Below are 17,597 nucleotides of genomic sequence, written 5' to 3' on the forward strand. Positions count from 1 at the left end.
GCAGCGGACCCGCCCACAGGGCGTGCGGACCGGCCTGCCCCACCAGCAAAAGGAGTGCAGCCACATGCGCATTTATGCCCACCGCGGGGTCTCAGCACACTATCCAGAAAACACGCTGGCGGCCTTCGCCCGCGCCGTGGAGCTCGGGCTTGACGGCATTGAACTGGACGTCCACCTCTCGGCCGACGGGGTCGCCGTCGTCATTCATGACGAAACGGTTGACCGCACCACCAACGGCATCGGCGTGATTGCAGACTTTACGGCACGGCAGCTGAACCTGCTCGACGCCGGCCACCGCCAGCATGTGCCCACGCTCGCCCAGGTGCTTGAGGTGGCGGCCGGCAAGGTGCGGGTGAATATTGAGATCAAGGACGCGGCCGCCGCCGGGCCCGTCCTGGAGGCCGTGGGCCGCCACCCCGAACTTGACTGGTTTGCCTCCTCCAGCGACTGGCAGGCACTGGCCGCGATGAAGCAGCAGGCCCCGGGCAGCGACTGCTACCCGCTCACCCTGGGCCACTTTGCCGGCCCTGAGGCGCCCGGCGCCGTGGCGGAGGCACTGGATTTCGCGGTCCTGCACGGCAGCTCCGGCGTGTCCGTTTGGGAGGCCGCCCTGGACCAGGACATGGTGGACATGATTCATTCCCGCGGGTTGGAGGTCTGGGCCTGGACCGTGAACGACGAGGACCGGGCCCGGGAGTTGGTGCTGCTGGGAGTGGACTCGCTCTGTGTCGATGATCCCGAGCTGATCCGCAACGCCGTGTCGAAGGCAGGGCTGGCCGGTGCAGCTAACAAGTAGCCGGGCCGCGGCGGCCGCCGTGGTGAAGGGCAGCCCGCGCCCAAAGGCGGCAAACAAGCGCTGGACGCCACGGGCACGCCGTGATGCGTGGGTGTTCCTGGCCCTGGCGCTGCCCAACCTGGTGTTGATTGCCTTCTTCACCTACCGGCCGCTGTTTGTGAACATGTACTACTCCACGCTGGATTGGACCCTGGGTTCCATGGACGCCACCGTGGTGGGCCTGGGGAACTACATTGAATTCTTCACCTCGGGCGACGCCCCGGCCGTGCTCGGCGCCACCGCCATCTTCACGGCGGCGACAGTGGGCGGGTCCATGGTGTTGGGCCTGCTGGTGGCCGTGGCGCTGAACCAGAAGGTGCCGGGGCGGACCATTGCACGGTCGGCCGTCTTTGCCCCCTACGTGCTGTCCGGGGTGGGCGTCGGCATGGTGTGGCTGTTTATCTTCGACCCGGTCTATGGGGCGCTCGCGTGGATGCTGCGCGGCGTGGGGCTGGCCAGCCCGCAGTGGATCAACAACCCCAACCTGGCGCTCGCCATGGTCATCATCGTGTACGTGTGGAAAAACCTGGGCTACTGCGCTGTCGTGTACCTGGCGGGGCTCCAGTCGATGCCCCGGGATGTCCTGGAGGCTGCCGCCCTGGACGGGGCGGGGGCCCTGCGCCGCTTTTGGTTCATCTCCTTCCCGCTGCTGTCCCCGACCACGTTCTTTCTGCTGATCACCACCCTGCTCAGCTCGCTGCAGGCCTTCGACATCATCAAGATCATGACGCCCACCGGCAACGGGACGGGCACGCTGATCTTCGAGTCCTACCTGCAGGCCTTCGGCGCCTACAACCGGGCCGGGTATTCGGCGGCCATCTCGGTGGTGCTGTTTGTCCTGCTGCTGGTCATGACCGGATTGCAGCTGCGCTTTGTTGAACGAAAGGTCCACTACGCGTGAGCACCCAAACAGCTGAATCCTTTGATGAACGCGCCACACGGTTCGACCCTGCTGGCGGGGCTCCGCCGTCGGGCAGCCAGGGCGATTCCCGGCACCGGCCCCTCTCCTGGCGAAACCTGGCCCGCACCGCCGCCACGGGTTACCTGCCCTTGCTGCTGGCCACGCTGGTGGTGGTGGCCCCGCTGGGCTGGATGGTGCTTTCCTCCCTGAAGGCCCCGGGCGAAATCATTACGACCAGCCTGAGTGTGCTGCCGCACAGCCCCACCCTGGACAACTATGCGCAGGCGGCCACCACGGTGCCCTTTGCCCGGTTCTTCCTCAACAGCGTGGTGGTCACCGTCATTGGCTCCACCATCAAGTGCGTGCTGGCGGTGCTGACGGCCTACGCCCTGGTGTTTGTGAATTTTCCCTTCAAGAAGGCGATCTTCCTGGCCATCCTGGTGGCACTGATGGTCCCACCGCAGGTTTCCGTGCTGCCCAACTACATTTTCATTGCCGGGCTGGACGGGCTGAACACCTACTGGGGCATCATCCTGCCGGGCCTGGGGACGGCATTTGGCACGTTCCTGCTGCGCCAGCACTTCCTGACCCTGCCGGCGTCCATCCTGGAGGCGGCGGAAGTTGACGGCGCCGGGCACTTCCGGCGGCTCTGGCAGGTGGCGGTGCCAATCTCCGGCCCCAGCATCGCCACCGTGGCGCTGGTGACCATCGTGGGGGAGTGGAATGACTACATTTGGCCCCTCATCGTCACCGACAGGCCGGAGATGATGACCCTGCCCGTGGGCCTGACACTGCTGGCCAACAGCGACTCGACCTCGCAGGCCTGGGGCGTGCTCATGGCGGGCGCCGTCATCGTCATCATCCCCATCCTTGTTGTTTTTGCCGCCCTGCAGCGCTTCATCGTTGCCGGCCTGACCCAGGGCTCCGTCACCGGCTAGCCCCATCCGATTTCCTCTCCACTGAAGCTCCCTGAAGAAAGAGAAACCCATCATGTCATCATCACTGAACCGCAGAAATTTCCTCTCCGTGGCCGCACTCGGCCTCGGTGCAGCCACCCTGGCGGCCTGTGGCGGCCCCAGCACCTCCGGTGCCGGCGCCACGGCGGCCACCACCGACTGGTCCAAGGTCAAGCCGGCCGCCAAGATCACGTTCATGTCCAGCCACCCCGGCAAGTCCGCTGACATTGAGGCCCAGCTCATCAAGGAGTTTCAGGCCGCCAACCCCGGCATCACCGTTGACCTGGTCACAGGCGGCGCCAACTACGAGGAAGTCGCCCAGAAGTTCCAAACCGCCCAGGCCGGCAACAACGTCCCGGACGTGGTTGTTGCCTCCGACGTCTGGTGGTTCCGGTACGCCATCGCGGACACCGTGGTGGCCAATGACGCGTTGTTGAAGGCTGTGGGGGATGCCACCGGCGACTTCAACGCCACCCTGTTTGGCGACTACAGCTATGCCTCCAAGCACTGGGCTGTGCCGTACGCCCGCTCCACCCCGCTGTTCTACTACAACAAGGACCACTTCAAGGCCGCCGGCTTGCCGGACCGGGCACCCAAGACGTGGGACGAATTTTCACAGTGGGCGCCCAAGATCCAGGCTGCGAACGCCAAGAAGCCGGGCTACCAGCACGCCTACCAGTACCCGGCGCTGGCCGGATATGCCGGCTGGACGCTGCAAAACGTGCTGTGGGGCCAGGGCGGCGGCTGGTCCAAGGAGTGGACCCTGACGGCAAACTCGGCGGAATCCGTCAAGGCCATGCAGTGGGTCCAGGACACCATTGTGAAGGACGGTTGGGCCGGCGTCTCCTCCAAGGACGCCGTCTCCGACATGACTGCCGGGGCTGTAAGCGCCACCGTCAGCTCCACGGGCGACCTGGTGGGCACGCTCAAGGCGGCCAAGGCGGCCAACATGAACATTGGCGTGGGCTTCCTGCCCGGCGGCCCCGTCTCCGCATCGCCGGTGTGCCCCACCGGCGGGGCCGGGCTGGTCATTGCCTCGAAGACCTCCCCGGAGCGCCAGCTGGCCTCCGCAAAGTTCGTCTCCTTCATGACCAATGCCCAAAGCACAGCGAAGTTCTCGGCAGCAACGGGCTACATGCCGGTCCGCACGGACGCCGACATGGCTGCCGTGCTGGCCACCACCCCGCAGATCCAGGTGGCCCTGGACCAGCTGAAGGTGACGCGCAGCCAGGATTACGGCCGCGTGTTCCTGCCCGGAGCGGACCAGGAAATGGCGGACACCGCGGCGAAGATCATGAACCAGAAGGCGGATGTCAAGGCCACCCTGACGGCGCTCCAGGACAAGCTGGATGGCATCTACACAAAGACGGTCAAGCCCAAGCTCAAGGCCTGACGCGGACGGGGAGGATAATCGGGGGAAAGAGGGCGGCGGCAGGACACCAGGGGGTACGGCATGGCGAACGGGAACGCAACGGCGGGGACGGGGGCCATCACCGATGTCCCCGGCATCCGGGTCGGGAACGCGCAAAGGCTCGACGGCGGCTGGCTGTCGGGCGTAACCGTGGTCCTGCCGCCGCCGGGCACCATCGGCTCGGTCGATGTGCGCGGCGGCGGTCCGGGAACCCACGAAACCGACGCGCTTGACCCCACCACCCTGGTCCCCACCGTGGATGCGGTGGTGCTGACGGGCGGCAGCGCCTACGGGCTCGCTGCCGCCGGCGGCGTCCAGCGTTGGTGCGAACAAAACGGGCTCGGCTTTGCCGTGCCGGGCGGGGTGGTGCCCATCGTCCCCGCCGCTGCAATCTTTGACCTGGGCCGCGGCGGCGACTTTGCCGCCCGGCCGGGCGACGCCATGGGGTACGAAGCGGCACTGGACGCAGCCCGCCCGGCCCGGGCTGCCGCCGTCGTGCGTGGCAACGTGGCTGCCGCCGTCGTGCGTGGCAACGTGGGTGCCGGCACGGGTGCGGCCATTGGCGGCGGGACGTTCAAGGGCGGGCTGGGGACCGCATCGGTGCGGCTCGCGGGGGACAACAGCGGTGTCGTGGTGGGCGCCCTGGCAGTGGTGAACGCGGCGGGGCTGCCGTGGCAGCCCGGGATGCAGGCTCCGCCCGCCGGGCCGGGCCTGAACACCACGCTGGTGGTGGTGGCGAGCAACGCCGTCCTGACCGTGGCGGAAGCCCACAGGACAGCGACAGCCGCCCACGCGGGAATGGCTAGGGCGCTGAACCCCGTCCACACCCTGGTCGACGGCGACACGGTATTTGCCCTTGCCACGTGCGAGCTCGAGCTGGTCCGCGACCCGCAGCTGCCCGTTGCCGCCATGGTTGAGCTGCAAAGTGCCGCAGCCGAGGCCGTGCGCCTGGCCATCCTCGACGGCGTGGCGAGTGCGGAAGCTGTGAAAACACCGGCCGGTGAATGGCTGCCGTTCCCACTTCAGGGCGCTTAAAGTCACAGCTGTTCCACCATTGCCCAATTTAACTTATTTGGCGCTTTGCCGTAGAGTGGGTTGTTGGTTGTCTGTGCCCGCCCTCGCGCGGGGTCCGCAGCAGGGAATGGCTGTGCGCCAAATCCCGGCTCAGCGGCAGCAGGCAAACAAACCATGAGTAGTAAATCCAATGCTGGCGGTGTTGGGCCCGGTCTGGGCCAGGCGGCGCCGGCGCAACAAAGTTAGCGGAGGATATGGCCAAGAAAGACGGGGTCATTGAGATCGAGGGCGTTGTGACTGAAGCGCTGCCCAATGCGATGTTTCGTGTTGAGCTGACGAACAAGCACATCGTTCTTGCCCATATCTCAGGAAAAATGCGCCAGCACTACATTCGTATCCTCCCTGAGGACCGGGTTGTGGTGGAGCTGAGCCCTTACGACCTCACCCGTGGTCGTATCGTCTACCGCTACAAGTAACCACAACTGCAATCACGCAAAGGAATGCCATGAAGGTCAAGCCGAGCGTCAAGCAGATCTGCGACAAGTGCAAGGTGATTCGCCGTAACGGGCGCGTCATGGTGATCTGCGAGAACCCGCGCCACAAGCAGCGCCAGGGCTAATCCTCCTCAATTTCTTGAGGCAGGACCCGGGCAGCCGCTCACGTAAGTAAATAAATAAGGCAGCACAAGTTGGACGAAGGCGGAGCAATCCGCAACCGGCCAACGGACCCCCGGTCGGAGGCCGGGGCCGCATTGGAAGAAAATGCGGGTGTACTGTCTACGACCTCCGGTTTACCAAAGGAGCAGCCAGATATGGCACGTCTCGCTGGCGTAGACCTTCCCCGCGAAAAGCGGTTGGAAGTAGCGCTTACATACATCTACGGCGTGGGCAAGACCCGTGCAAAAAAAGTTCTTGCTGACACGGGAATCTCCCCGGACGTCCGCGTCAAGGACTTGACCGACGCTGAACTCGTTCAGCTGCGTGACAACATCGAAGGCAACTACAAGGTTGAGGGTGACCTTCGCCGCGAGGTGGCCGCCGACATTCGCCGCAAGGTTGAAATCGGCAGCTACCAGGGTATCCGCCACCGTCGCGGAATGCCTGTGCACGGCCAGCGCACGAAGACCAACGCTCGCACCCGCAAGGGCCCGAAGCGCACCGTCGCAGGCAAGAAGAAGGCCGGCCGCTAGTCCCCACTTGCCGGCCTGGAAAATTGCTTCGCAATTTTTTCAGGAACCTGGCAAGCGTGGGCCCCAGCGCCCGCCGCCCAAATAAAACTTTCGTAGGAGAATAAAATGCCCCCAAAGACTCGTGGAGCGGTTCGTAAGCCGCGTCGCAAGGATAAAAAGAATATTGCGCTGGGCCAAGCCCACATCAAGAGCACTTTTAACAACACCATCGTTTCCATCACGGATCCCAACGGTGCAGTCATCTCGTGGGCCTCGGCCGGCGAGGTTGGCTTCAAGGGCTCGCGCAAGTCAACTCCGTACGCTGCACAGATGGCTGCCGAGGCAGCTGCCAAGCGCGCCCAGGAGCACGGCCTGCGCAAGGTTGACGTGTTTGTAAAGGGTCCGGGCTCGGGCCGCGAAACGGCAATCCGTTCGCTGCAGGCTGCTGGTCTCGAGGTTGGCTCCATTCAGGATGTCACCCCCAGCGCCCACAACGGCTGCCGTCCGCCCAAGCGCCGTCGCGTCTAACGGCATATTGGCGGCGCCAAGTTGGCCTTTCCCCCCCTTCCGCTCAAACCGGAGGGTGCGGGGGAGGGCCAACTTCGCCGCCGTTAAGTCGTCAGCCGCCATTTCCACTACCTGTGTTGCGTCATATAGCGGATGCTCGCTGAAAGGAAACCCCAGTGCTCATTGCACAGCGCCCCACCCTATCTGAAGAAGTAGTTTCCGAAAACCGGTCCCGGTTCGTCATCGAACCGTTGGAACCCGGCTTCGGTTACACCCTGGGAAACTCCCTCCGCCGGACCCTGCTGTCCTCCATTCCCGGCGCTGCTGTCACCAGCATCCGCCTCGATGGCGTCCTGCATGAGTTCACCACGGTTCCCGGTGTCAAGGAAGATGTCACCGAGATCATCCTGAACATCAAGGGCCTTTCCGTGTCCTCGGAGCATGACGAGCCCGTCGTTGCCTACCTGCGCAAGCAGGGCCCCGGCACCGTCACGGCTGCAGACATTGCCCCGCCGGCCGGGGTGGAATTCCACAACCCCGACATGCACATTGCCACGCTGAACTCGAAGGGCAAGTTCGAGCTCGAACTGACCATTGAGCGCGGCCGCGGCTACGTTTCGGCAGCCCAGAACAAGAGCGCGGATTCAGAGATCGGCCGCATCCCGGTTGACTCCATCTACTCTCCCGTCCTGAAGGTGACCTTCCGCGTGGAGGCCACCCGTGTTGAGCAGCGCACCGACTTCGACAAGCTCATTGTTGATGTGGAGACGAAGCAGGCCATCTCCCCGCGGGATGCCATCGCCTCTGCAGGAACCACGCTGGTTGAGCTCTTCGGCCTGGCCCGCGAGCTGAACACGGCCGCCGAAGGCATCGAGATCGGCCCGTCCCCGACGGACGCCGCCCTCGCCGCCGACATGGCCCTGCCGATCGAGGACCTGGACCTGACCGTCCGCTCCTATAACTGCCTCAAGCGTGAGGGCATCCACTCCGTGGGTGAACTCGTTGCTCGCTCCGAGGCTGACCTGATGGACATCCGCAACTTTGGTGCGAAGTCCATTGACGAGGTCAAGGCAAAGCTGGTTGAACTGGGCCTCTCCCTGAAGGATTCCCCTCCAGGATTTGACCTGGCCGCCCGTGCCGCTGCCATCGACGAAAACGACGACGCCTACGGCGACGACGAAGTCTAAAGACGAACAACCAACTTTGGTTGCCAGGGCGGCCGCGCCATTGCCGGCGTAGCCGCCCTGCGACCGACACTTGAGGAGAAACACCATGCCTACCCCCACAAAGGGTCCCCGCCTCGGCGGCGGAGCGGCTCACCAGCGCCTGATGCTCGCGAACCTGTCCGCTTCACTGTTCGAGCACAAGCGGATCACCACCACCCTGACCAAGGCCAAGCGCCTGAGCCCCTACGCAGAGCGACTGGTCACCTTCGCCAAGCGCGGGGACCTCGCCTCACGCCGCCGCGTGCTCGGCCTGATCAGCGACAAGGGCATTGTCCATGAGCTGTTCACCGACATCGCCAAGGCTGTCGAGAACCGCGACGGCGGCTACACCCGCATCACCAAGATCGGCAACCGCAAGGGCGACAACGCCCCCATGGCCGTCATCGAACTGGTGCTGGAGCCCGTCAGCCCCAAGCAGGCCGTTGTGAAGGAAGCCACCGCAGCTGCTGCTAAGGCTGCCCCGGTTGAAGAAGCTCCGGTTGAGGAAGCTGCTGCCGAGGAAACCGCCGTCGAGGAGGCCGCCGAGGCCAAGTACGCCGGCTCACGCCCCGCCACCGCCGACAACGAAGCCCCCGAGGGCTTCGAGGTCAAGGGCAACGAGGACTCCATGAAGTTCCACGTTCCCGGCTCGCGCTGGTACGACGCCACGGTTGCCGAAGTTTGGTTTGACACGGCCGAGTCCGCTGAAGCTGCCGGCTTCGCCCCGGCCGGCGGCGAAGCTGCCCAGGCTGTTGAAGCTGAGTAATCACGCTCCAACGCCACGGTAGACTTGTGGCCATGAACGAACAAGAACCCGCTGTCCCCACTCCTGGGGGCGGCGGGTTTTTGCGCGTCCGCCTGGACATCGCCTACGACGGCGGCCCGTTCAGCGGGTGGGCTGTCCAGCCGGGACGCCTCACCGTCCAGGGCGTGCTCGAGGAGTCGCTGGCACTGCTCCTCCGCCGGCCCGTCCGCCTCACCGTGGCCGGACGGACGGATGCCGGCGTGCATGCCCGCGGGCAGGTCGCCCACTTGGACGTCACGCCCGGGGAGTGGGAAGGGTTGCGGCGGGGGCACGACGTCGACCCTGCTGTTTCGTTGCGCCGTCGCCTCAACGGGGCGCTGGGCCGGGTGCTGGGGGCGCTGCACGGGACCGTGGAGGTTGCGGCCGCGAGCAAGGCCCCGGACGGCTTTGACGCGAGGTTCTCCGCCCTCTGGCGCCGGTACAGCTACAGGATTGCTGACGCCTCCGTGCGCCGGGACCCCCTCCAGCGCGCTGTCACACTGTGGCACAACCATGAGCTGGACGAGGCCTTGATGAACCAGGCTGCCCGGCCGCTGCTGGGCCTGGCGGACTTCCGGGCATTCGCCAAGCCGCGCGAAGGATCCACCACGGTCCGCACCCTGCAGCGGCTTGACTTTGAACGCGGACCGGACGGTGTGATTAATGTCAACGTCCAGGCGGACGCCTTTTGCCACAACATGGTCCGCGCCCTGGCCGGGGCCGCCATGAGGGTGGGCGACGGCCGCGAGCACCCGGGATGGATGCACCAGCGGCTGGTGGCCGGAATCAGGGATGCAAAGTCTGTTTTGGCGGCCCCGCATCCCCTGATTCTGGAGGAAGTCCACTACCCGGACGACTCCCTCATGTTGGAACGGGCCGAGCTGACGCGGGCACGCAGGTCGGTTCCGGAAGCCGCGGACAAGGGCTGCTGAGCCTTGGCCGCGACCGGCGTTCGTCCGCTTTGACCAGCGGGGCACTTTAACGCTATTGTTGGTAGTCGTTGTGCGTGTCCCATCTCGATACCACACGCCCTTGAAGGTCCGGTTGCAGGACTGCCAACTCAATGGGCGTCATCGAGTGGTGGATGGATAACTGGTGTTAGAGCCCTCACCTCTGTTCCGGTAAACGCATAGATAGCAGGTGTCAACCATCTGTGACACCACCTAAGAACAAGAAACGAAGGCAAAAACCGTGCGTACGTATACCCCGAAGCCCGGCGATATCAACCGTCAGTGGCACATCATTGATGCCAACGACGTTGTCTTGGGCCGTCTTGCCAGCCAGACCGCAACACTGCTGCGTGGAAAGCACAAGCCGACCTTCGCTCCCCACATGGACATGGGCGATTTCGTCATCATCATCAACGCCGAGAAGGTGGCCCTGACCGGCGCCAAGCTCGAGCAGAAGCGCGCCTACCGCCACTCCGGCTTCCCGGGCGGCCTCTCAAGCGTGAACTATGCAGAACTGCTGGAATCCAACCCGGTCCGCGCCGTGGAGAAGGCCGTCGCCGGCATGCTCCCGAAGACCAAGCTGGGCAACGCCCAGATTTCCAAGCTGAAGGTCTACCGCGGTGCCGAGCACCCGCACGCCGCCCAGCAGCCCCAGACGTTCGAAATTACCCAGGTCGCCCAGTAGTCCTGGCCACCAACCCAAATATTTATCAAGGAGAATCGTGGCTCAGAACACTGAAGAGCTGAACACCGAGGCCGTTGTGGCCGAGGAAGAAGTTTTGACCAGCTACACCAGCGAAAGCGCACCCGCCGCCGACGCAGCCCCCAAGAAGGAACGCCCGGCCCTGACGGTCTCCGGCGCAGCCGTTGGACGCCGCAAGCAGGCCATTGCCCGCGTGCGCGTGATCCCCGGCACCGGCAAGTGGGTCGTGAACGGCCGCGAGCTGGCCGATTACTTCCCGAACAAGCTGCACCAGCAGGAAGTCAACGACCCGTTCCGCATCCTCGACCTCGACGGTGCCTACGACGTCATCGCCCGCATCCACGGCGGTGGCCCGTCCGGCCAGGCCGGTGCACTGCGCCTGGGCGTGGCCCGTTCACTGAACGAGATCGACATTGACAACAACCGCGCCACCCTCAAGAAGGCCGGCTTCCTGACCCGTGACGCCCGCGTCATCGAGCGCAAGAAGGCAGGCCTCAAGAAGGCCCGCAAGGCATCGCAGTACTCCAAGCGCTAGAAACTCGCGCTCCCAAAAGGCCGGTCGCCCCGCGACCGGCCTTTTGGGTCCCCTGCGCGGTTTCCAGCGCTTGGCTCCATCCGCGCTGGCGTTGGACGCCCACCAAAAGTCCCCGGTTCGCAACGCGAACCGGGGACTTTTGCGTAACCACCCCCCGCGCCCTGGACGCCCCTGGGCGGCTTTCCCAGTTGCATGATTTAGACTGGGCGGGATGTCTAGATTATTTGGAACAGACGGTGTCCGCGGATTGGCCAATGGCCTCCTGACGGCAGAACTCGCATTATCGCTGGCCCAGGCCGCCGCGGTGGTGCTCGGCCACGATCAGATGAGCGAGGGCAAACGGCCACGGGCAGTGCTGGCGCGGGACCCTCGCGCCAGCGGCGAATTCATCGGTGCGGCAGTCGCGGCGGGCCTCGCCAGCGCCGGCGTGGACGTCTATGACGCAGGCGTGCTGCCCACACCGGCCACGGCCTTCCTGATCGCCGATCTTGGCGCAGACTTTGGCGTGATGATTTCCGCCTCGCACAACCCCGCCCCGGACAATGGAATCAAGTTCTTCGCCCGCGGCGGCACCAAGCTGCCGGATGACGTTGAGGACGCCATTGAGTCACAGCTCCAACAGGACGCCTTCCGTCCGGTGGGCGTGGACGTGGGACGGATCCAGCGTTTCTCCGACGCCGAGGACCGCTACATCGTGCACCTGCTCGGCACGCTGCCGCACAGGCTGGACGGGCTGAAGATTGTGCTGGACTGCGCCAATGGTGCCGCCAGCGGCTGTTCCCCCCAGGTCTTTACCGACGCCGGCGCCCACGTCACGGTCATCGGTGCGGAACCGGACGGGCTGAACATCAATGCCGGGGTGGGGTCCACCCACCTGGAACTGCTGCAGGCAACCGTGCTGTCCACCGGGGCAGACCTTGGCATAGCGCACGACGGCGACGCCGACCGCTGCCTGGCCGTGGACCACGACGGCAACATCATCGACGGCGACCAGATCATGGCTGTGCTGGCCCTGGCCCAAAAGGAAGCCGGGGAGCTGAAGGACAATGTCCTGGTGGCCACCGTGATGAGCAACCTGGGCCTGAAGATCGCCCTCCGCGACGCCGGCATCACGGTCCGGGAAACCGCCGTGGGTGACAGGTACGTGCTGGAGGAAATGCGCCGCGGCAACTACACGCTCGGCGGCGAGCAGTCCGGCCACGTTATTTTCTCCGAGTACGCCACCACGGGAGACGGGCTGCTGACCGGCCTGCAGCTCGCCGCGCAGGTTGCCAAGACCGGCAAGCCCCTTCAGGAGCTGGTCCGTGCCATGACCAAGCTGCCCCAGGTGATGGTCAACGTCAAAGGCGTGGACAAGAGCCGGGCGAACATTGTGCCTGCCGTCAAGGCGGCCGTGGCCAAGGCCGAGGCCGAGCTGGGCGAGAGCGGCCGTGTGCTGCTGCGCCCCTCGGGCACGGAGCCGCTGGTACGGGTCATGGTGGAAGCCGCGGACGTTGACACGGCCAAGCGCATTTGTGACGAGCTGGTCACCGTGGTGCGCACCGAATTGGCGCTTTAGGACCGCTACGCGGGGATCGGCGGATCCCAAAGATCGGCTGATCGCGGCACAACTTTAAGGACGTGAGGGCGGCAACTCCGGTGGAGTTGCCGCCCTCAGTGGATGTTAGGGAATGTGGAGCCTATTGGCGCGATCGGAGCGAATCGCGGATTTCGGTCAGGAGGACGATCTGCGGATCCTCGGCGGCTTCTTCTTCCGTAATGCCGAGCTTGGCATTGCGGCGGGCAATGATGTGGTTCATCGGGACGACCACTGCAAAGTAAATGGCGGCGGCAACCAGGATGAAGTTCACAAGCACGGTGAGGAACACACCGAACTTGATCGCGTTACCGTTGAGGGTAACGAGGGCAAAGCTGTCGAAATTGGGGGAACCAAAAAGTGCTGCAATAAGCGGCATGAGTATGTTGGCTACGAGTGAGTTGACGACTGCACCGAATGCGGTACCCATGACGACGGCGACGGCAAGGTCTACGACGTTGCCCTTCATGATGAAATCTCTGAATCCCTTTAACATGCCACCAAAATACCTCAGATATTCCGAATGGGGCTGCAGACGTTAAATTAATATTATTTCGTGTCCCCGTCGTTATTTGTAGCCGGGCGCTCCCTGCAGGCCGAGGTATTGCTCATAGGTGGGGATGCCGCGGGCGCGCATGTCCAGGGCGGCTGCCGTGCCCACATAGCGCAGGTGCCAGGGCTCGTACAGGTACCCGGTGACGGCCTGCAGGCCTGGCGGGTAGCGGACCACGAAGCCGTAGTCCGCCGCATGGGCGGCCACCCAGCGCCCGGCAGCTGTTTCCTCCACGCAAATCGTGAATTCACAGTCGGCCCCAACGTTGGCGTCGCCTATGTCCAGGGCCAGGCCCGTCTGGTGCTCGGAATAACCGGGCCGGGCGGAGGAGGTGTCTGCGGACTCCTGCCCTTTTTGGGCCACATAGCTGCCGTAGAGGGACACTTGCGTGGCATAGGACCTGTAGCTGCTTTGAACAGTGATGGACACTCCATTGCTGCCGGCCGCGGCAAACATGCGTTCCACGGCGGCGGCCGCCTCCCGGCGCAACAGGACCAGCTCACCTGGGCCCGCCGGGACGTTGGGTGTCACCAGGTCCGGCGGCTGGTAGTCCAGCGGGTTCAGCGGGTGGTGCTTGTTGACCAGCACCAGCACGCTGGCGGGATTGGACATGTTGTGCACGGCGGCGGCCTGGGGCCCCGACGCGACCGGGGGCACGGGTGCGGCAGTGGTGGGTGCGCCGCCGGGGATGGACGACGGCGGTGTCCCGGCGTGGGCGGCCAGCCCGGCTGCCGCCGTGGGCAGGACAGGCGGTGCGCCTGACGCCGGCCCGTTCCCGGCCACAGCGGCAGGTTCGGGGGAGCGCTGGGCGGGCGCCGCCGTCGTGCTTTGGAAAGGGTAGGCGGACTGCACGCCCACCGCGGCGGCCAACACCACTGCGGCGCCGGCCGCGGAGAGCAGCATGCCGCCCGGGCGCGGCCAGGACAGGGCCTGCACCGTCCGCTGCCACCGGGATAGGGGAGCCCTGCGGGCCTGGTGGAAGCCAAGCAGCGGCATCTACACCTTCCTTAGGAGCATCCGGCGGATCGAGTGGTCGGATTCCTTGGTGAGCACCAGCTGTGCCCGGCCCCGGGTGGGGAGCACGTTTTGGAGCAGGTTGGGCTCATTGATCGATTTCCAGATCCGGGTTGCCGTTTCCACGGCCTGGGTGTCGGAGAGGTCGGCGTAGCGGCGGAAGTAGGACTCCGGGTTGGCGAACGCGCCCGTGCGCAGTGAGCGGAAGCGGTCGATGTACCACTGTTCGATGTAGCGGGTCTTGGCGTCAACGTAGATGGAGAAGTCGAAGAAGTCGCTCACGGCCAGCCCAGAGCGGCCGTCCTGGCGGGGGCGGGCGGCGGCCAGGACGTTGAGCCCCTCCACGATGAGCACGTCGGGGCGCCGGACCACCACCTGCTTGTGCGGGAGGATGTCGTACGTCAGGTGCGAATACATGGGCGCCCTGACCTCCTCGGCGCCGCTCTTGACGGCACTGACAAAGCGCAGCAGGGAACGGCGGTCGTAGGACTCGGGGAAGCCCTTGCGCGCCATGAGCCCCCGGCGCTCCAGCTCGGCGTTGGGGTACAGGAAACCGTCTGTGGTCACCAGTTCCACGTTGGGGGTGTCGGGCCACCGGCGCAGCATCTCACGCAGCACGCGGGCAGTGGTGGATTTCCCCACAGCCACGGACCCCGCCACGCCAATGACGAACGGGGTGCGCTTGCCGTGCTCGCCCAGGAATGTGGTGGTGGCGTTGTGCAGGTGGCCGGCGGCGCCCACGTACAGGTTCAGCAGCCGGGACAGGGGGAGGTAGACATCGCGGACCTCCCTCATGTTAAGTTGGTCACCCAGACCGCGGAGCCGCAGGATGTCCTCTTCGTTGAGGGGCTGCTCTATCTGGTTGGCAAGCCTTGACCAGGTCTGGCGATCCAGTTCCACGAACGGGGAGGCGCCTTCGCCAGTGCTGGACTCGGATCTTTGCGATGTCACAACCCTGATTCTGCCTTGTTTGCGGTTCAGCACGAAATGGCCCGGCCGCCAGGGCGGGGCACCGCCGCGCAGTTTTTGGGGCCGCCTTTGGGGTAGGAGGTAGAACGTCCTGCCCATTGGCAAGCGATTATGATTGGTTTTCATGTGTGGAATTGTTGGCTATGCCGGAACTGCCCCGGCCATTGGAACGTCGGGAACAGGCTCGCACCAGGCACTGGATGTGCTGATGGAGGGGCTGCGGCGGCTCGAATACCGCGGCTATGACTCCGCAGGCGTGGCCGTGGTGGCCGACGGCGGCATTGCCATGCGCAAGAAGGCCGGCAAGCTGGCCAACCTGACCGCCGAGCTGGAGGCCAACCCGCTGCCCAGCTCCATGACCGGGATTGGCCACACCCGCTGGGCAACCCATGGCGGGCCCACCGACAAGAACGCACACCCGCACGTGGTGGACGGAGGCCAGCTGGCCGTGATCCACAACGGCATCATTGAGAACTACGCACCCCTGAAGGCCGAGCTGCTCAAGCAGGGCTACAGCTTCATCTCCGACACCGACACCGAGGTGGCCGCCGTGCTGCTCGGCAGCATTTACCGGAAATTGACCACGACGGCGGGGGCCGCGCTGGGTGCCAAGGATGCCCAGTCCGCATTGACCCGGGCCATGCAGCTGGCGGCCCAGCGCCTGGAGGGCGCCTTCACCATCCTCGCCACGCACGCCGAGCAGCCGGGCGTGGTGGTGGCCGCGCGCCGCAACTCGCCCCTCGTGGTGGGACTGGGCGACGGCGAGAACTTCCTGGGCTCGGACGTGTCCGGGTTCATTGACTACACGCGCCGCGCCGTGGAGCTGGGCCAGGACCAGGTGGTCACCATTACGGCCGGCACCGTGGACATCACCGACTTCCACGGCCAGCCTGCCGAGGGCAAGGAATACCTGGTCGACTGGGACGCCGCCGCGGCGGAAAAGGACGGCTACCCGTCCTTCATGGAAAAAGAGATCCACGACCAGCCCGAAGCCGTTGCCGCAACCCTGCTGGGCCGCTCCGACATTGACGGCAAGCTGACGCTGGACGAAATGCGCATTGACGCCGATGTCCTGAAGACCGTGAACAAGATCATCGTGCTGGCCTGCGGCACGTCCGCCTATGCCGGCCAGGTGGCCAAGTACGCCATTGAACACTGGTGCCGCATCCCCACCGAAGTGGAACTCTCCCACGAGTTCCGCTACCGGGATCCGATTGTCGATGAAAAGACGCTCATCGTTTCCCTGTCCCAGTCCGGCGAGACCATGGACACGCTCATGGCCGTCCGCTACGCCCGGGAGCAGGGGGCCAAGACGGTGGCCATCTGCAACACCAACGGCTCCACCATCCCGCGCGAATCCGATGCCGTGCTGTACACCCACGCCGGACCGGAGATCGCCGTCGCCTCCACCAAGGCGTTCCTGGCCCAGATCACGGCCGCCTACCTGCTCGGCTTGTATTTGGCACAGTTGCGCGGCAACCTGTTCCAGGGCCAGATCAAGGACATCCTGGCCGACCTGGCCAAGGTGCCGGCGAAGATCGCCCAGGTCCTGGACAACGACCAGCAGATCAAGGACCTGGCCCGCAGCATGTCGGACGCCCGCTCCGTGCTGTTTTTGGGCCGCCACGTGGGCTTCCCGGTGGCCATGGAAGGCGCCCTGAAGCTGAAGGAGCTGGCCTACATCCACGCTGAGGGCTTTGCCGCCGGTGAGCTCAAGCACGGGCCCATTGCCCTGATTGAGGAAGGGCAGCCGGTGTTTGTGGTGGTCCCCTCGCCCCGCGGCCGCGACTCGCTCCACGCCAAGGTGGTCTCCAACATCCAGGAAGTCCGGGCCCGCGGCGCGAAGACCATCGTCATTGCCGAAGAGGGCGACGAATCGGTGCGCGCCCACGCCGAGCACGTCTTCTACATCCCGGAAACAACCACGCTGCTCGCGCCCCTGCTGGCCACCGTCCCCCTGCAGATCTTCGCCTGCGAGCTGGCCACCGCGAAGGGCTACGACGTGGACCAGCCGCGCAACCTGGCCAAGTCCGTCACCGTCGAGTAGTCCGTGGCGCCCGGCCGCCCGCCGGGCCGCCGAAGGTTTTTGCCGCCGCTCCCGCTTTTTGCCACCGCTATTGCGGCGACAAAAGGCGGGAGCGGCGGCATTTTTGGTTAGGCTGGGGACATGATTATTGGCATTGGTGTGGACGTTGTTGACATTGAACGCTTTGGCCGCCAGCTCGAACGCACCCCGGGGCTGCGCGACAGGCTGTTTGTGCCGGCCGAGCGCGGGCTGAACACGCAGTCGCTGGCCGCCCGCTTCGCCGCCAAGGAGTCCGTGGCCAAGGCGCTCGGTGCCCCGGCCGGCATGAACTGGCAGGACTGCTGGATCGGCCTGGACGAACACGGTCCCACCATCAACGTCAAGGGCACCGTGGCCGCCGTCGCCAAGGCCAAGGGAATCCGGCACTGGCACCTGTCCATGAGCCACGACGGCGGCATCTCCACAGCCATGGTGATCGCCGAGAGCTGAC

Annotated in this window: 20 protein-coding genes; 17 read left to right on the plus strand and 3 right to left on the minus strand. The window is 65.2% G+C overall.

The features are described 5' to 3' along the window. Positions 1 to 64: 64 nt before the first annotated feature. From LPN03_RS02845 to glmM, 15 genes are all read left to right on the plus strand, one after another. Positions 65 to 796, plus strand: a complete 732-nt coding sequence (locus LPN03_RS02845; RefSeq protein ID WP_262453056.1) for a glycerophosphodiester phosphodiesterase — start codon at positions 65 to 67, stop codon at positions 794 to 796. Positions 797 to 815: 19 nt separating this feature from the next. Further along, on the plus strand, positions 816 to 1,736 hold the full coding sequence (locus tag LPN03_RS02850; protein ID WP_262453082.1) for a carbohydrate ABC transporter permease: 921 nt from the start codon (positions 816 to 818) through the stop codon (positions 1,734 to 1,736). A 116-nt stretch (positions 1,737 to 1,852) separates the two neighbouring features. Then, on the plus strand, positions 1,853 to 2,674 hold the full coding sequence (locus tag LPN03_RS02855) for a carbohydrate ABC transporter permease (RefSeq protein WP_262453083.1): 822 nt from the start codon (positions 1,853 to 1,855) through the stop codon (positions 2,672 to 2,674). Positions 2,675 to 2,726: 52 nt separating this feature from the next. Further along, positions 2,727 to 4,085, plus strand: coding sequence for an ABC transporter substrate-binding protein (locus LPN03_RS02860; RefSeq protein ID WP_262453057.1), 1,359 nt, complete (start codon positions 2,727 to 2,729; stop codon positions 4,083 to 4,085). A 60-nt stretch (positions 4,086 to 4,145) separates the two neighbouring features. Next, the gene (locus LPN03_RS02865; protein WP_262453058.1) at positions 4,146 to 5,138 is read left to right on the plus strand and encodes a P1 family peptidase; all 993 of its coding nucleotides are present in this window, start codon (positions 4,146 to 4,148) and stop codon (positions 5,136 to 5,138) included. Between the two features lie 233 nt (positions 5,139 to 5,371). Continuing rightward, a complete protein-coding gene (infA, locus tag LPN03_RS02870; RefSeq protein ID WP_009358723.1) occupies positions 5,372 to 5,593 on the plus strand; it encodes a translation initiation factor IF-1 in 222 nt (73 codons plus the stop codon). 29 nt (positions 5,594 to 5,622) lie between these two features. Next, entirely contained in the window at positions 5,623 to 5,736 is a 114-nt protein-coding gene (gene rpmJ / locus LPN03_RS02875; protein WP_011775570.1) for a 50S ribosomal protein L36, read from the plus strand. 192 nt (positions 5,737 to 5,928) lie between these two features. Continuing rightward, positions 5,929 to 6,306, plus strand: coding sequence for a 30S ribosomal protein S13 (rpsM, locus tag LPN03_RS02880; protein ID WP_054012280.1), 378 nt, complete (start codon positions 5,929 to 5,931; stop codon positions 6,304 to 6,306). 105 nt (positions 6,307 to 6,411) lie between these two features. Continuing rightward, complete coding sequence (gene rpsK / locus LPN03_RS02885; protein ID WP_054012279.1) at positions 6,412 to 6,813, plus strand: 30S ribosomal protein S11; 402 nt, start codon at positions 6,412 to 6,414, stop codon at positions 6,811 to 6,813. A gap of 155 nt (positions 6,814 to 6,968) precedes the next feature. Beyond that, positions 6,969 to 7,979: a DNA-directed RNA polymerase subunit alpha gene (locus LPN03_RS02890; RefSeq protein ID WP_165183243.1), complete on the plus strand. Its 1,011-nt coding sequence runs from the start codon at positions 6,969 to 6,971 to the stop codon at positions 7,977 to 7,979. Between the two features lie 85 nt (positions 7,980 to 8,064). Beyond that, positions 8,065 to 8,763, plus strand: coding sequence for a 50S ribosomal protein L17 (gene rplQ, locus LPN03_RS02895; protein WP_165183242.1), 699 nt, complete (start codon positions 8,065 to 8,067; stop codon positions 8,761 to 8,763). 32 nt (positions 8,764 to 8,795) lie between these two features. Continuing rightward, positions 8,796 to 9,713, plus strand: coding sequence for a tRNA pseudouridine synthase A (locus tag LPN03_RS02900; protein WP_165183241.1), 918 nt, complete (start codon positions 8,796 to 8,798; stop codon positions 9,711 to 9,713). A gap of 259 nt (positions 9,714 to 9,972) precedes the next feature. Further along, positions 9,973 to 10,416, plus strand: a complete 444-nt coding sequence (rplM, locus tag LPN03_RS02905; RefSeq protein ID WP_165183240.1) for a 50S ribosomal protein L13 — start codon at positions 9,973 to 9,975, stop codon at positions 10,414 to 10,416. Between the two features lie 37 nt (positions 10,417 to 10,453). Next, complete coding sequence (gene rpsI, locus LPN03_RS02910) at positions 10,454 to 10,969, plus strand: 30S ribosomal protein S9 (RefSeq protein ID WP_165183239.1); 516 nt, start codon at positions 10,454 to 10,456, stop codon at positions 10,967 to 10,969. Positions 10,970 to 11,180: 211 nt separating this feature from the next. Continuing rightward, positions 11,181 to 12,527 carry a phosphoglucosamine mutase gene (gene glmM / locus LPN03_RS02915; RefSeq protein WP_262453064.1) on the plus strand — a complete coding sequence of 449 codons (1,347 nt, stop codon included), beginning with the start codon at positions 11,181 to 11,183 and terminating at the stop codon, positions 12,525 to 12,527. 121 nt (positions 12,528 to 12,648) lie between these two features. Here glmM and mscL read toward each other — a convergent pair whose 3' ends face one another. The 3 genes from mscL to coaA all read right to left on the minus strand — a co-directional run bounded on the left by mscL (position 12,649) and on the right by coaA (position 15,063). After that, a complete protein-coding gene (mscL, locus tag LPN03_RS02920) occupies positions 12,649 to 13,041 on the minus strand; it encodes a large conductance mechanosensitive channel protein MscL (RefSeq protein ID WP_165183237.1) in 393 nt (130 codons plus the stop codon). Positions 13,042 to 13,113: 72 nt separating this feature from the next. Continuing rightward, a complete protein-coding gene (locus tag LPN03_RS02925) occupies positions 13,114 to 14,094 on the minus strand; it encodes a D-alanyl-D-alanine carboxypeptidase family protein (RefSeq protein ID WP_262453066.1) in 981 nt (326 codons plus the stop codon). Continuing rightward, a complete protein-coding gene (coaA, locus tag LPN03_RS02930; RefSeq protein WP_262453067.1) occupies positions 14,095 to 15,063 on the minus strand; it encodes a type I pantothenate kinase in 969 nt (322 codons plus the stop codon). A 142-nt stretch (positions 15,064 to 15,205) separates the two neighbouring features. On the opposite strand from coaA, the gene glmS reads away from it, so the two are divergent. Continuing rightward, positions 15,206 to 17,128 carry a glutamine--fructose-6-phosphate transaminase (isomerizing) gene (gene glmS, locus LPN03_RS02935; protein WP_165183235.1) on the plus strand — a complete coding sequence of 641 codons (1,923 nt, stop codon included), beginning with the start codon at positions 15,206 to 15,208 and terminating at the stop codon, positions 17,126 to 17,128. 120 nt (positions 17,129 to 17,248) lie between these two features. After that, positions 17,249 to 17,596: a holo-ACP synthase gene (locus LPN03_RS02940; protein ID WP_165183234.1), complete on the plus strand. Its 348-nt coding sequence runs from the start codon at positions 17,249 to 17,251 to the stop codon at positions 17,594 to 17,596. Position 17,597 lies beyond the last annotated feature (1 nt).

The organism is Arthrobacter sp. A2-55, assembly GCF_025548615.1.
In the GTDB taxonomy this organism is placed as follows: Bacteria; Actinomycetota; Actinomycetes; order Actinomycetales; family Micrococcaceae; genus Specibacter; species Specibacter silviterrae.